Here is a 15,100-nt window from a genome sequence, read left to right as displayed (position 1 = left end):
CAATCAGAGGTCCGCAACTTGTAGGTGGCGCCAGACAGACTGCCCGGCGCCATGGGGGGGCCTCAGGCAGACATTTCGGCAGGCTGGTTGAAGTACTTGGACTTGTCGGGCGTGAAGGTCACCTGCATCTGCGTCCGGGAGCAGGTCAGCGCCTGTTCCTGAGTCAGGTCGATGTCCAGGTCTTCGCCGCGCAGGCCTTGCCATTGCGCGAGGTATTTGAGGGAGCCGTATTTGTCGCGTTTCTTCAGGCTGCGACTGACGCCGCCCTTCCAGCCGAGCACCGGCAGTTCACCGGCCAGGCAGCGTTGCGCCAGTTCGGGGAAGCGGGCGGCGCGTTCGCGGCCGATTTCCCAGCATTTGATCAGGCCTTTGTCGGCGGCTTCCCAGACTTGGTCCCGGCTCAGGCCTGAGCGGGGAGGGGCATCGATGCTGCACTGCACACGGTGGGTCATTCTGGCTCCTTGAAATCGGGTTTTTATTGAACAGCTCCGCTGTACCCGTTGACGGTTGAATCCTGGGAGGAGGCAGGATAGCTGACAACGGCGAAAATGTTGGCGCCGTGTGGCATTAACCGACGCGTGACGCAGCACGCGTCGTGCTGGGGTCACACCGCTTCGGAGTAACAGGCGATGTGCGTGCGGTTGCAGTTGGTGCCATGGCCCCAGCAGCATGCGTAGGCGCGGGCGCGTTCCTGGCCGTTGGAGCGGAAAATAATCACACGCTCGCCTTTGTGCACGCCTCGGGTCGTCAACGCAGCGCGAGCGGTGAACGGCGTGCCGTCACCCGTGGTGGCGTAAGGCGTGGTCGGGTTGGCGTAAATGTGGGTGAAGGCCGCGTCGAACGTCATGCGGTTGTGTGCGGTGTTGGCGTGGGGGCCGATGTTGGGTTTAGTGGTCATGGCGTGGCTCGCTTGGTGTGGGCACAGGGCCGGGGCGGTGTTGAACGGTGCAGGATGATATCAAGGTGATAGCGGTTTTCAGTGAATGTTTATCGCTGTCGGATGGGTTCCTACGGATACCTTGCGGGATGAGGATATTTCCGACCGGGTTTTCAGGTTGTGGTTGGGAAGGGGGCGCGACTAACCTTTGAAGGTCGCTGCACAATCAGCGGCCGGGTTTGGTCACCCGTTCAATGTCAGGCGCATGAGCGCCAGCCTCAGCATGTCGGCGCTTTTTTTTGCACTTGCCGTTATGCTTCGCGGTGGGCTGTGCGCGGGGCACTTTCGAGTGCGCCGGGTGCCTGACTTCCCGGTTGACCAACCTGCGTACCGCCCACCACCCATCGTTTGGTCACGATGTGGGTGAGCTCCATAAATGTCAGGAGAGTCACGTCATGCACAAGATCACCCCCAATCCTCCCGAAACCCCCAGCGTCTCCCCCTACGAATCCGCCGACACCCGCAAACTCCACGAAGCCGCCGAGCGTGCCCTCGACTACCATCTGCCGCCGGCCTTCCACAAAGCGAAACTCGACACGCGGCCCGGCAACATGTTTGCGGTGGTGCCCGACGTCGACATTGAAACCTTGCTCGCTCACGCCAGCGAAACACTGGCCTCGCTTAACGTCATGGCCAGCGACCTGGCCTTTGAAATCGAAGGTTCGCGGCGGCACATGGCCCTGGCGATTCAACAGATGATCGTGTTGGGGCAGTTGTTGGTAGACCGGGCGCTGGACACCCTCGACCCGCCGGATTCGGACGCCTGACCCACAGGTTTGCCGTGGCCTCGGGCATTGGCAAAGCCTGAGGCCATCAACGTTCGTTGATGGCATCTATAGCATTGGCATCTGCCACCACGCGCAACCCCCGTAACAACAACTCCAGCCCTTGCAGCGCCTCGCGCAGCCGTTCGCCGGGGGCTTCGTCGCGGGCAATCCACAGGGCCGCGTCCACCAGGCTGCCGTTGATCAGGCGTGCCAGCGCTTGCGGTGGGGCGTGGGTGACGAGGTTTTGTTGCATCAGGTGTTCGAGCAAACGGCTCAGGGTGTGGATGCAGTCGTGTTGCAAGGTCAGGGTCAGGTCGCCAAGGACGGCCGGGGCATCGAGCAGCATAATGCGCTGGATTTCCGCTTCCTGAGCCATTTCCAGGTAGGCGGTGCAGCGTTGGCAAAAACCGCTCCAGGGGTCGCTGGCGCTGGCGGAAATCGCGTCGAGCCGGGTGTCCATTTCGGCGTCGATCTGTGCGACGACGGCGGCGAGCAGGCCTTTTTTGTCACCAAAGTGGTGGTACAACGCGCCACGGGTCAGGCCGACCTGCGCGGTGAAATCGTCCATCGAGGTGTTGCCGTAGCCTTGGGTACCAAAGGCCTGGCGAGCACTGGTGATCAGTTTGGCGCGGGTTTCTTCGATCATTTCGGCGCGTGGACGCTGGCTCATGGCTCTCCCTCGGTCAGCGGTTTTCGGGTTTGACATACGGTGCGTATGTTCTCATGCTTTCTCACATACGCATCGTATGTATTTTTACCGCAACGCCCGAATGTGGCAAGTTGCAGGGACTTTCAGAGGTCGGGACGACATGGCAAACCCTTATCGTGAACTGTTCAACGCCCCGGGCAGCCGGGCGTTTGTGCTGGCTGGAATGATTGCGCGCATGCCGATCTCCATGACGGGCATCGGGCTGATCACCATGCTTTCGCAATTGCACGGCGGGTATGGTCTCGCCGGGGCTGTGGCCGCGACCTTTGCCTTGGCCACGGCGTTTTGCGCGCCGCAGGTGTCGCGCATGGTCGACCGTTTTGGCCAGGGCCGGGTGCTGCCGGTCTCGGCGCTGGTGGGGGGCGGGGCGCTGTTGATGCTGTTGCTCTGCACCCGTTTGCAGGCGCCCAACTGGACGCTGTTTGTGTTTGCCGCGCTGGCCGGGTGCATGCCGAGCATGTCGGCGATGGTGCGGGCACGCTGGACCGAGTTGTATCGCGGCCAGCCGCAGTTGCAAACCGCGTATGCGCTGGAGTCGGTGCTCGACGAAGTGTGTTTTATCGTCGGGCCGCCGCTGTCCGTTGGCTTGTGCGTGGTGGCGTTTCCCGAGGCCGGACCGTTGGCGGCGTTGCTGATGCTGGCGGTCGGCGTCACGGCGTTTGTCTGGCAGAAGGGCACCGAGCCGCCAGTTCATCCCCACGAGGAAGAAGCCTACGGTTCGATCATTCGCTCCGGAGAGATCCGCCTGTTGATGCTGCTGATGCTCGCCATGGGGGTGATTGTCGGCGTGGTCGATGTGGTCAGCGTCGCGTTCGCCCAGCAACAAGGGCAACCGGCGGCCGCGAGCATCGTGTTGTCGGTGTACGCCATCGGCTCGTGCCTGGCCGGGCTAGCGTTTGGTGCGTTGAAGCTCCAGGTGCCGCTGCCCCGGTTGTTCTTGTATGGCGGCGTGGCGACAGCGGTCACGACCTTGCCGCTGTTGTTGGCGGGGAACATCCTCGGGCTGTCGCTGGCGGTGTTTGTGGCGGGGCTGTTTTTTGCGCCGACACTGATTGTCGCCATGGCGCTGGTGGAACGCATCGTGCCACCGGCCAAACTCACCGAAGGCCTGACCTGGCTGGTCACCGGCCTGAGTGTCGGGGTGGCGATTGGCGCGGCCGGTTCCGGTTGGGTGGTGGATGCTTTTGGCGCACGCAGCGGGTTCTGGATCGCCATTGCGGCGGGCGCGGTGGTGCTGGGGGCGGCGGTGCAAAGTTATCGGCGTTTGGACGGTTTGCGCTAATTTCCCCGGGCCCTCATGCGTTCTCTGGTTAATGGATAACGAATTGAGGGTAAGCGCGGTGACCAAGCTGACACTGCTGTGCCTGCCGTACTCCGGGGCAAGCGCGATGGTTTACAGCCGCTGGCGGCGCAAGCTGCCGGACTGGCTGCAATTGCAACCGGTGGAATTGCCGGGGCGCGGGGCGCGTTTTGGTGAGGCCTTGCACACCGACATGCGCGAGTTGGCCCAGCAGTTGGCCCGCGAACACAAACAGTCGTTGCACACGCCGTATGCGTTGTTCGGCCATAGCCTGGGGGCGTTGCTGGCCTGCGAACTGGCCCACGCCTTGCGGGCGCTCGGTTGCCCGGAGCCGGTGGCGTTGTTCGCCTCGGGGACGGCCGCGCCGAGCATGCGCGCCGACTATGACCGTGCCTTCGCCGAGCCCAAAACCGACGCGCAGTTGATCGAGCAGTTGCGCAGTTTGAACGGCACCAGCGAAGAAGTACTGGGCAACAAAGAGTTGATGAGCCTGACCTTGCCGATCCTGCGGGCCGACTTCCTGCTGTGCGGCGGTTTCCGTCCGCAGGTCCGTCCCTTGCTCAACTGCCCGGTGCATGTGCTCGGCGGGACGAACGACAAGGCGACCACCGCCCAGTTGATCGGCTGGAGCCAGGAAACCCACGGCAGCTTTTCGGTGGACATGCTGGCCGGTGGGCACTTCTTCATCCATGAGCATGAAGCCAAGGTGATCCGCATGATCAAGGATCATCTGGACGTCCATCACCGGCGCCACGCACGTGCGCTTTCGCTCGACAACGCGGCGCTCGCCTCGTCGTTCTGACCTTCCTTTGATGGCTGCACAAGGCCACGTCACCAGCGGTGACGTGGCGTCTTTTTGTGCGCGCCCGGCCATGCCCGGCGGGCCTTTCTGATTGTTGTCCGGTGTCGCTAATTTTTCCCGAGTGCATTCGTTTTATAGGAACGACGTGCCTTTGTGCTTCCTGCCTATCGACCCGGATGTTAAGAAATGAATGCTGATGACGCCTTGAAACTCGCTCGCCGGTTTATCGGGTTGCCCCTGGAAAAGCGCCGGATGTTCCTCGCGGCCCTGAACAGGGAAGGGGTGGATTTTGCACAGTTCCCCATTCCGGTGGGCGTCGAGGCCGAGGATCGTCATCAGCTGTCATACGCCCAGCGCCGCATGTGGTTTTTGTGGCAGTTGGACCCGCAAAGCGGCGCCTACAACCTGCCGGGCGCGGTGCGTCTCAAAGGCCCGCTGAACGAAGCCGCGTTGCAACAGGCGTTTGCCAGCCTGGTGGCGCGCCATGAAACCCTGCGCACGGCTTTCCAGCGTCAAGACGACGAGCGCATTGTGCAGGTGCCGATTGCCGCCGCGTTGACGGTGCAACGGGCGGACTTCAGCACGCTGCCGGTGGCCGAGCGCGAGCGTGCGGTGATGGGCGAAGTCGAGCAGCAGTCGTTGCAGGCGTTCGACCTGGCCTGCGGGCCGCTGCTGCGGGTCAAGCTGCTGCGCCTGGACGCCGAAGAACATGTGTTGCTGCTGACCTTGCACCACATCGTTTCCGATGGCTGGTCGATGAATGTGCTGATCGATGAGTTCATTCGTTGTTACGACGCCCATGACCGGGGCGATGCACCGGATTTGCCGCCACTGGCGATTCAGTACAGCGACTACGCGTTGTGGCAGCGCCGCTGGCTGGAGGCCGGCGAGCAGGACCGGCAACTCGATTACTGGATGACGTGCCTGGGCAGCGAACACCCGGTGCTGGAATTGCCCACCGATCACCCGCGCCCGGCGATGCCGAGCTATCGCGGCACGCGTCATGAATTTGAACTCGACAGCGCATTGGCCGAACAACTGCGCGCCACCGCCAAGCAGCACAACATCACCTTGTTCATGCTGTTGCTGGGCGCCTTCAACATTCTGTTGCAGCGCTACACCGGGCAATCGGACATCCGCATCGGCGTGCCGATCGCCAACCGCAACCGCAGCGAGATCGAAGGGCTGATCGGCTTCTTCGTCAACACTCAAGTACTGCGCGTGCAACTGAACGGGCAGACCCGCGTCGACGCCTTGCTGCGCGACGTCAAGGAAGCCGCGTTGGGCGCGCAGGCCCACCAGGACCTGCCGTTCGAGCAACTGGTGGAAGCGCTCAAACTGGAACGCAGCTTGAGCCACACACCGCTGTTCCAGGTGATGTACAACCATCAGCCGCACGTGGCGGACATCACGGCGGTGACCACTGCGTCCGGTTTGCAGTTGAGCGCGGTGGACTGGCAAGGGCGCACCACCCAATTCGACCTCACGCTCGACACCTACGAGCGTGGCGGTCAGTTGCATGCAGCCCTGACGTACGCCAGCGATCTGTTCGACGCGGCGACGATTGCACGCATGGCTGAACACTGGAAAAACCTGCTGCGCAGCCTGATTCGTCAGCCTGATGCCGCCATTGGCGAGCTGTCGATGCTCGCGGATGAGGAATACCAGTGCATCGTTCACGACTGGAACCAGGCCACCGCGCTGGCCGAGCCCGGCACGTTGCAGCAACTGTTTGAAGCGCAGGTTCAGCGTACGCCGCAGGCGCTGGCGCTGATCGAGGGTCATCACGAATACAACTACGCCCAGGTCAATGCGCGGGCCAATCAACTGGCGCATTACCTGCGCGAGCGCGGCGTGGTGCCAGGTGTGCTGGTGGCTATTGCGATGCCGCGCACCCTGGACCTGCTGACCGGATTGCTGGCGATCCTCAAGGCCGGTGGCGGCTACGTGCCGCTGGACCCGGATTACCCGGCCGAACGCCTGGCCTACATGCTGGAAGACTGCGGCGCGCGCTGGCTGTTGAGCCACGCCAGCCTGCAAGCCTTGTTGCCGGAACAGGCTGGCGTCGAGCGTTTGTTCATCGACGAGCAAGCGCCGCTTTGGCAGGTCTGCTCGCCGGAGAATCCCGAGCTGTTGAACGACCCTCGCGACCTGGCGTACGTGATTTACACCTCCGGTTCCACCGGACGGCCCAAAGGCGTGAGCATCGAACACCGCAACACCACAGCCCTGATCGACTGGGCGCGACAGGTGTATAGCCGCGACGATCTGAGCGGCGTGCTGGCGGCGACGTCGGTGTGTTTCGACCTGTCGGTGTGGGAGTTCTTTGTCACGCTGTCGTGCGGCGGTTTCCTGATCATCGTCGACAACGTGCTGGCGCTGGCGCAGTTGCCGGCCCGCGAGCGCGTGCGGCTGATCAACAGCGTGCCCTCGGCGGCCACGGCGTTGCTCGCCGCCGAGGCGATCCCGACCAGCGTGCGGATCATCAACCTGGCCGGCGAGGCGCTCAAGCAGAGCGTGGTCGACGGGCTCTATGCGTTGCCGCATCTGGACCACGTTTACGATTTGTACGGGCCGTCCGAAGACACCACGTATTCGACGTATACCCTCCGCGAAGCCGCTGGCCGGGCGAGCATTGGCCGGCCGCTCAACGGCACCCGCAGCTACGTGCTCGATGAGCAGGGGCACGTGGTGCCGGTGGGGGTAGTGGGTGAGTTGTACCTGGCCGGTGTCGGGCTGACCCGGGGTTACCTGAACCGCGCCGGGCTGACGGCCGAACGTTACCTGCCAGACCCCTTCGACACGGCGGGCGGGCGTGCCTACCGCACCGGCGACCTGGCGCGTTACCGCGCCGATGGCGTGATCGAATACGTGGGCCGGATCGACCATCAGGTCAAGGTCCGTGGTTTCCGCATCGAGTTGGGCGAGATCGAGGCCAAACTGCTTGAGCACTCGGTGGTGCTGGAAGCCGCAGTGCTGGCTCAGGACCTCGGTCAGGGTCAGCAACTGCTGGCCTACGTGGTCACCGGTACCGAGTCGGTCGGTGCCGAATCCGAGGCTACGTTGCGCCAGCAACTGCGGGCGCACCTCAAACTCAGCTTGCCGGATTACATGGTACCGGCGCAGATCATGCTGCTGGCGCATTTGCCGCTGACCCCCAACGGCAAGCTCGACCGCAAGGCGCTGCCGCAGCCCCAGGGTGTGACGCGTGATGCCGAGTTCTGTGCACCGCTGGCCGGTGTCGAAGCGCAACTGGCGCAGATCTGGCAATCGGTGCTCGGTGTTGAACAGGTCGGCCGTCAGGACAACTTCTTCGAGCTGGGCGGCGATTCGATTATCTCGCTGCAAATCGTCAGCCGTGCCCGGCAGGCCGGGATCAACCTCAGCCCCAAGGATATTTTCCAGTACCAGACCGTCGAGAGCCTGGCCGCCGTGGCCGGGCAAACACCCCTGGTGGTTCAAGAGCAAGGGCTGGTCAGCGGCGACATGCCGCTGATGCCGGTGCAGGCGTGGTTCTTCGAGGAAGTGACCGAGCAGGCGCAGCACTGGAACCAATCGGTGTTGCTGCGTGCCCGCGAGCCGTTGCGCGCCGACCTGTTGAGCCAGGCGCTGCAAGCGGTGTACGCGCACCACGATGCGCTGCGCCTGGGTTTTGCGCCGGGCAGTGAGCGGGCGCAGCATCGTCCGTTGGACGCGCAGGCCGGGCAGGTGATGCTCTGGCAGCGCACGGTCGACTCGCTAGAGCAAGTGACCGCGCTCTGCGATCAGGCTCAGGCCAGCCTCGACTTGCAACAAGGTCCGTTGCTGCGAGCGGTGTTGATCGAAGCCCCGCAACAGCAGCGCTTGCTGCTGGCCATCCACCATTTGGTGGTCGACGGCGTGTCGTGGCGCATTCTGCTGGAAGACCTGCAACGCGCTTACGTGCAACTGCTCGCCGGCCAGGCCCCGCAACTGCCGGCCAAGACCAGCGCCTTCAAGGGCTGGGCCGAACGTTTACACGCCTATGCCGGTGAGCCAGCGGTGTTGGCGGAACAGGCCTACTGGCAAGCGCAACTGGGCGAAACACTGCCCACGCTGCCCCAGGACAATCCTCACGGCAGCCTGAATAACCACTACGCCCGACGCCTGTCGTTGAGCCTTGATGCGACGCAGACCGAGCGTCTGCTCAAGCACGCGACCCTCAGTTACCGGACCCAGGTCAATGACCTGCTGCTGACGGCGCTGGCCACGGTGTTGTGCCGCTGGACCCAATCGCCGTCGGTGCTGGTGCAACTGGAAGGTCACGGTCGCGAGGACCTGTTCGAGGGCCTCGACCTGAGCCGCACCCTGGGATGGTTCACCAGCCTGTTTGCCTTGCGCCTGACCCCGGCTGCGGAGCTGGCCGGGTCGATCAAACAGATCAAGGAACAGGTCCGCGCCGTGCCGAACAAAGGCTTGGGCTACGGCGTGTTGCGCTACCTGGCCGAGCCATCGGTGCGCGAGCGCATGGCGGCGCTGGCCGAGGCGCGGATCACCTTCAACTACCTGGGGCAGTTCGACCAGAGCTTTGCCGATGACGCGTTGCTGGTGCCGTCCGGCGAAAGCAGTGGGGCCGGGCAAAGCCTGGCGGCGAACCTGAGCAACTGGCTGAGCATCGACGGTCAGGTATTCGAGGGCGCGTTGCGTCTGGACTGGTCGTACAGCAGCCAGATGTACCACGACGAAACAATCCAGCATTTGGTCGATGACATGCGTGCCGAGTTGCTGGCGGTGATCGAGCACTGCTGCGACGCCGGGCATCACGGCGTGACGCCGTCGGACTTCCCGCTGGCCCGACTCACTCAGGCGCAACTGGACGCGTTGCCGCTGTCGGCCGCCGCCATGGCCGACGTCTACCCGTTGTCGCCGATGCAGCAGGGGATGTTGTTCCATACGCTTTATGAGCCGCAGGCGGGGGCTTACATCAACCAGCTACGCCTGGATATTCAGGGCCTGGACCTGCTGGCATTCGGCAGTGCCTGGCAGTCGGCCGTGAATCGCCATGACATTCTGCGCAGCAGTTTTCACTGGCAGGGGCTCGATACGGCCCATCAGGTCATCCATCGGCATATCGACGTGCAGATGCAGGTCATTGACAGCCCGCACGCAGACCTCGATGCCTTGGCCGACGCGGAGCGCGCCCGCGGCTTCGAACTCAGCGCGGCGCCACTGTTCCGTCTGGTGCTGGTACGTAGCGGCGCTGACGGTTGGCATCTGATCTACACCAGCCACCACATCCTCATGGATGGCTGGAGCAATGCCCAATTGCTGGCCGAGGTGATTCAGCACTATGCCGGGCAGCCGCTGGCCAAGCCTCAGGGGCACTTTCGCGACTATCTGGGCTGGTTGCAGCAGCAACCAGCGGCGGCGGGTGAGCAGTTCTGGAAGTCGGCGCTGACCGCACTGGAGGCACCGACCCTGTTGGCCGAAGCCCTGCCGACGCCGGTGGGTGGCAGCGGGATGGGCGAGCATTATCTGACGCTGGACGGCGCCGAGACCCAGCGTCTGCTCGACTTTGCGCGCCAGCAGAAGGTTACGCTCAACACTGTGTTGCAGGGCGCCTGGGCGGTGCTGTTGCAACGCTACAGCGGTCAGGAATGCGTGGCGTTCGGCGCGACGGTTGCCGGGCGTTCGGCACCGTTGCCGGGCATCGAACAGCAGTTGGGGCTGTTCATCAACACCTTGCCGATTATCGCCACCGGCCAGCCACGGCACAGCGTTGCGCAGTGGCTGAGCGACTTGCAGGCGCTGAACTTGAGCCTGCGCGAGCATGAGCATGTGCCGCTCTACGAGATCCAGGGGTGGGCGGGGCAGCAGGGTTCGGCATTGTTCGACAGCTTGCTGGTGTTCGAAAACTTCCCCGTGGCCGAAGCGCTCAAGCAAGGTGCGCCGGCGGGCCTGACGTTCGGTGCTTTGCATAATCACGAACAGACCAGCTATCCGCTGACGCTGGGCATTGAGGTCGGCGCCACCCTGAGTCTGGAATTCAGCTTTGATCAGGCGTTGTTCAGCGCGCTGCAAATCCGTCGCCTGTGCGCCAACCTGCTGCATGTGCTGGAACAGTTTGTCGCTCAACCGCAACAGATGATGGGCGCCATCGGCCTACTGGATGCGCAGGCCCGCCAGGACGTGTTGCAACTGTCCCGTCCCGCCGCCCCTGTGCTCGACAGCCCGTTGCTGGCCCATCAGCGTTTCGAACAACAAGCCGCCCGCACACCGGACGCACTGGCCGTGATGGTTGGTGACGAGCGCCTGACCTATGCCCAGCTCAACGCCCGGGCCAACCAGCTCGCACACTGCCTGCGCGAGCGCAATGTCGCGCCGGGGCAAACGGTGGGCCTGTCGGTACGCCGCAATTCGCAGATGATCGTCAGCCTGTTGGCGATCCTCAAGGCCGGCGCCGCGTACGTGCCGCTGGACCCGGATTATCCGGTGGAGCGTCTGGGCTACATGATTGAAGACAGCGGCATAGACCTGCTGCTGGTGCAACCGGGGCTGCTGGCTGACGTGACCCTGCCCGAAGGGCTGCCGTGCCTGGCGCTGGACCTGTCCGGCGAGGCGCTGGCGGCTTATTCCACGCTTGATCCGCGCAACCTTGCCAGCGCCGACGACCTGGCGTACCTGATCTACACCTCCGGTTCTACCGGGCAGCCGAAAGGCGTGTCTATCGCTCACGCCGCGTTGCGTGAGTTCTGTGTGATGGCTGCCGACTACTCGCAAATCGGTGCCGACGACCGGGTTCTGCAATTCGCCACCTTCAGCTTCGACGGGTTTGTCGAGCAGTGCTATCCGCCGCTGTGCGTGGGCGCGACATTGGTGGTGCGCGGCGATGAGGTGTGGGACACCGACACCCTGTATGAGCAGATCATCGAGCACGGCGTGACCCTGGCTGACCTGCCTGCCGCCTACTGGTATTTGTTGGCGCAGGACTGGGCGGCCAATCCGCAGCGTGATAAAGGCTGCTTGCGTCAGGTCCATGTCGGCGGCGAAGCGATGTCGCTGGAAGGCTTGAAACTGTGGCACGCCGCCGGTCTCGGTGCGGTGCGATTGCTCAACACTTACGGTCCGACCGAAGCCACGGTGGTGTCCAGTACACACCTGTGCAGCCTCGACGATACCCACAACAGCCATGGCGTACCCATCGGCCGGGCATTGCCGGGCCGGGCGTTGTACGTGCTGGACACCGAGGGCCATCTGCTGCCGGTCGGTTGTGTCGGCGAGCTGTGCATCGGCGGTGATGCCGGGATTGCCCGGCAGTATCACCAGCGCCCGGCACTGACCGCCGAGCGGTTCATTGCCGACCCGTTCTCGACCACGCCGGGTGCGCGCCTGTACCGCAGCGGTGACCTGGCGCGCTACCGTGAAGACGGCGCGCTGGAGTACCTCGGTCGTATCGACCATCAAGTGAAAATTCGTGGTTTCCGCGTGGAACTCGGCGAACTCGAAGCTCACCTGCAAGCCTTGCCGCTGATCAGTGAAGCGGCGGTGCTGGTGCATGAAGGCGCCGCTGGCAAGCAGTTGATCGGGTACGTGGTGCCTGCGCACGACGACACCCTGGCCCTCGATCCGCGTGAAGTCACCCACACCGTGCGCCGGGCGCTGGGCGAGCGCTTGCCGGAGTACATGCTGCCCGCGCAACTGGTGTTGATGAGCAGCCTGCCGCTGAACCGCAACGGCAAGCTCGACCGTGCGGCCTTGCCAGCCCCGGTCCTGTGGGCGTCGGCGGGCGGCACTCCGCCGCAAGGCGAGTTGGAAACTCGCTTGGCGGCGATCTGGCAGGAGGTGCTGCACGTCGCCCGTGTCGACCGCGAAGACCACTTCTTCGAATTGGGCGGACACTCGTTGCTGGCGACCCGGATCGTCTCGCAGATTCGTCAGCACCTGGGGCTGTCGGTGAGCCTGCGCAGCCTGTTCGAACACCCGCGCCTGGAGGATTTTGCCGCACAGGTGCAAGGCCTGCAGCAGTCGTCGAGCGTGTGTGAGCGTCCGCCGTTGCTGCCGGATCGCTCAGGTGAGCGCCAGCCTTTGTCGTTTGCCCAACAGCGATTGTGGTTCCTCTGGAGCCTGGAACCGGACAGCTCCATGTACAACATGCCGGGTGCTTTGCGTCTGCGCGGTGAGTTGAACAGTGCAGCGTTGCGCCAGACCTTCGCCGCGCTGGTGGACCGTCATGCGGTGCTGCGTACCACGTTCTACGAAGAGGACGGCCAGACCTGGCAGCGGGTTCACCCTGAGCTGCCGTTGAGCTTTGTCGAAACCGACTTGCGTCACTTGCCGGACGCGCAGGCGCAGGCCGAACAACGGGCTCGCGACGAGGTCGCCCGTCCATTCGACCTGCGTCACGGGCCGTTGCTGCGAGTGCATGTGGTGCGCGTGGCCGATCAAGAGCATGTGCTGCTGTTGACGGTGCATCACATCGTGGCGGATGACTGGTCGTTCCGCGTTCTGATCAACGAATTCGTGACGCTGTACCCGAGCCTGAACCGTGGCGAAACTCCTGAACTGCCCGCGCACAGCGTGCAGTACGCCGACTTCGCCAAATGGCAGCGCCAGTGGCTGGAGCAGGGCGGTGAGTTGCAGCGCCAGCTCGACTACTGGCAAGACCGTCTCGGTGAGCAACAGGTTGTGTTGGAGCTGCCGGCCGATGGCGATCAGCGCACGGCGCAGGAAGGCGCCAGCGAGCATTTCACCTTCACTGGCGAACTGAGCCAGAACCTGCGTGACTTTGCCCAGCGTCACGATCTGTCGCTGTTCATGGTGCTGTTGGCCGGTTTTACCCTGGTGTTGCGTCAGCGCACCGAGGTCAGTCGCGTGCGCATCGGCACCGATATCGCCAACCGAAATCAAGCCGAGCTTGAACAAATGGTCGGCTTCTTCGTTAACCAATTAGTGCTGCAAGTTGAAGTGGACGCTTGCCCGGATGCGGCGCACCTGCTGCAAGCCTGTCGCCGTGCGGTGCTGGAGGCTTCGGACCACCAGGACCTGCCGTTCGAGCGCCTGGTGGAAGCCTTGCGTTTGCCGCGTCGGGCCGGGCGTTCGCCGCTGTTCGACATCAAATTGATTTATCAGGAAGGGGTCGGGCGTTTGCCCTCCATGGACAGTCTCCAGGTTGAAGATTTCCCTTCGGGGCGCCAGGCGGCCGAAATCGGCATGGTGGCCGCGTTCTACAACGACGCGGAGCATATCCACCTGAGTTTCGAGACGCCGGTCGGCCGGTTTCTGCCGAGCACCCTGGAATGCCTGTTCGAACAGATTCAGGCGGTGCTTGAAGCGGTGATCGGCCGTCACGAGACGCCGCTGGACGAGCTGCTGAGCCTTGCTGGCGATGTGCAGCGCCGTGCCGATCTGCGCCTGAGCGATCAACGCAAGGCCTTGCTGGGCGGACGTTTCCCGATCAAACGCCGCAGTGCGACCCGCAGTACACCGGTACAGGAAACGGCTGCGGACTGAATCCATCAGCGGCGTCCGGCCCGGACGCTGCTGTTATCTTTTTCTGGAGGGGTTATGAGCGTTTCAACTACCAAGTCCATTCCCAAAATCGGTCGCGGCGCACGCAAGAGTCTGTCCACCGATCCGACCCGCCTGGTGAGTTTTGCGCCGATGTTCGAAGGCGCCAGCATGCCGCTGGTGTGCCGTCCGGCGGTGTCTGGCGTGAGCCTGGTGGAGTGGGCGACGGAGAATCGCGAGCTGATCGAAGCCAAGTTGCTGGAGCACGCGGTGGTCCTGTTCCGCGGCTTCCAGGTCGCGGACATCGGTGAGTTCAATCGCTGTGTCGATGCGATTTCCGGCGGGGCGCTGGAGTACCTGTTCCGGGCGTCGCCACGGACCCAGATCACCGGCCAGTTCAAGATTTACAGCTCCACCGACTACCCGGCGCCGGAAAAAATCTTCCCGCACAACGAACACTCGTACTCGCCAGTGTTTCCGCTGCACCTGTACTTCTTCTGCGACACGCCCTCGACCACCGGTGGCGAAACGCCGTTCGGCGATACCCGTCAGATCCTCGCCCGCATCGACCCGGCAGTGCGTGAAGAATTCCAGCGCAAACGCATCATGTACGTGCGCAATTACGGCGACGGCATGGGCCTGCCCTGGCAGACGGTGTTCCAGAGCGAAGACCGCGCCGAGGTCGAGGCCTACTGCGCGAAGATCGGCATCCAGGCCGAGTGGAAGTCCGGCAACCGTCTGCGCACGCGCCAGAACGGCCCGGCGATTGTCCGCCACCCGCTGACCGGCGAGCGCATCTGGTTCAACCACGGCACCTTCTTCAATGCCCTGACCTTGCCCGACAGCATTCGCGAAAACCTGTTGCGCGAGTTCGGCCCGCAGGACCTGCCGCAAAACACCTTCTTCGGCGACGGCACGGCCATACCGGATGACGTGATCCGTCACCTGCAAAGCATCTATCGCGACGTGATGGTGGAGTTTGCCTGGGAGAAGGGCGACGTGGTTCTGCTGGACAACATCCTCAGCGTGCATGCGCGCAACGAATTCACTGGCTACCGAAAAATTCTCACGGCCATGGCCATCGCCCAGAAAAGCGCCGACCTGGATCAGGAATAAGGAC

The 15,100-nt window shown here is 63.5% G+C and carries 8 protein-coding genes; 5 read left to right on the top strand and 3 right to left on the bottom strand.

The window, feature by feature from the left end:
* Window positions 1-62: 62 nt before the first annotated feature.
* A complete protein-coding gene (locus AABM54_RS17160; protein ID WP_347901184.1) occupies window positions 63-452 on the bottom strand; it encodes a hypothetical protein in 390 nt (129 codons plus the stop codon).
* 152 nt (window positions 453-604) lie between these two features.
* On the bottom strand, window positions 605-898 hold the full coding sequence (locus AABM54_RS17155) for a hypothetical protein (RefSeq protein WP_347901183.1): 294 nt from the start codon (window positions 896-898) through the stop codon (window positions 605-607).
* Between the two features lie 434 nt (window positions 899-1,332).
* Here AABM54_RS17155 and AABM54_RS17150 point away from each other — a divergent pair, with 434 nt between their 5' ends.
* Entirely contained in the window at window positions 1,333-1,704 is a 372-nt protein-coding gene (locus tag AABM54_RS17150; RefSeq protein ID WP_347901182.1) for a DUF6124 family protein, read from the top strand.
* A gap of 46 nt (window positions 1,705-1,750) precedes the next feature.
* Here the strand turns inward: AABM54_RS17150 and AABM54_RS17145 are convergent, their stop codons facing one another.
* On the bottom strand, window positions 1,751-2,374 hold the full coding sequence (locus tag AABM54_RS17145; protein WP_347901181.1) for a TetR/AcrR family transcriptional regulator: 624 nt from the start codon (window positions 2,372-2,374) through the stop codon (window positions 1,751-1,753).
* A gap of 139 nt (window positions 2,375-2,513) precedes the next feature.
* Between AABM54_RS17145 and AABM54_RS17140 the strand changes: the two genes are divergently transcribed.
* From AABM54_RS17140 to AABM54_RS17125, 4 genes are all read left to right on the top strand, one after another.
* The gene (locus AABM54_RS17140; protein WP_347901180.1) at window positions 2,514-3,695 is read left to right on the top strand and encodes an MFS transporter; all 1,182 of its coding nucleotides are present in this window, start codon (window positions 2,514-2,516) and stop codon (window positions 3,693-3,695) included.
* Between the two features lie 58 nt (window positions 3,696-3,753).
* A complete protein-coding gene (locus AABM54_RS17135) occupies window positions 3,754-4,515 on the top strand; it encodes an alpha/beta fold hydrolase (RefSeq protein ID WP_347901179.1) in 762 nt (253 codons plus the stop codon).
* Window positions 4,516-4,701: 186 nt separating this feature from the next.
* Window positions 4,702-13,983 (top strand): amino acid adenylation domain-containing protein, encoded by a 9,282-nt coding sequence (locus AABM54_RS17130; protein WP_347901178.1) that lies wholly within the window; start codon window positions 4,702-4,704, stop codon window positions 13,981-13,983.
* 54 nt (window positions 13,984-14,037) lie between these two features.
* Window positions 14,038-15,096: a TauD/TfdA family dioxygenase gene (locus AABM54_RS17125; RefSeq protein WP_347901177.1), complete on the top strand. Its 1,059-nt coding sequence runs from the start codon at window positions 14,038-14,040 to the stop codon at window positions 15,094-15,096.
* Window positions 15,097-15,100 lie beyond the last annotated feature (4 nt).

The organism is Pseudomonas purpurea (genome assembly GCF_039908635.1).
In the GTDB taxonomy this organism is placed as follows: domain Bacteria; phylum Pseudomonadota; class Gammaproteobacteria; order Pseudomonadales; family Pseudomonadaceae; genus Aquipseudomonas; species Aquipseudomonas purpurea.
This window is presented reverse-complemented; position numbering and strand designations above follow the sequence as displayed.

What these genes read in the sequence shown, in the direction of transcription:
- AABM54_RS17160 (WP_347901184.1), bottom strand. Translation starts at nt 452, where the DNA reads ATGACCCACCGTGTGCAGTGCAGCATCGATGCCCCTCCCCGCTCAGGC.
- AABM54_RS17155 (WP_347901183.1), bottom strand. Translation starts at nt 898, where the DNA reads ATGACCACTAAACCCAACATCGGCCCCCACGCCAACACCGCACACAAC.
- AABM54_RS17150 (WP_347901182.1), top strand. Translation starts at nt 1,333, where the DNA reads ATGCACAAGATCACCCCCAATCCTCCCGAAACCCCCAGCGTCTCCCCC.
- AABM54_RS17145 (WP_347901181.1), bottom strand. Translation starts at nt 2,374, where the DNA reads ATGAGCCAGCGTCCACGCGCCGAAATGATCGAAGAAACCCGCGCCAAA.
- AABM54_RS17140 (WP_347901180.1), top strand. Translation starts at nt 2,514, where the DNA reads ATGGCAAACCCTTATCGTGAACTGTTCAACGCCCCGGGCAGCCGGGCG.
- AABM54_RS17130 (WP_347901178.1), top strand. Translation starts at nt 4,702, where the DNA reads ATGAATGCTGATGACGCCTTGAAACTCGCTCGCCGGTTTATCGGGTTG.
- AABM54_RS17125 (WP_347901177.1), top strand. Translation starts at nt 14,038, where the DNA reads ATGAGCGTTTCAACTACCAAGTCCATTCCCAAAATCGGTCGCGGCGCA.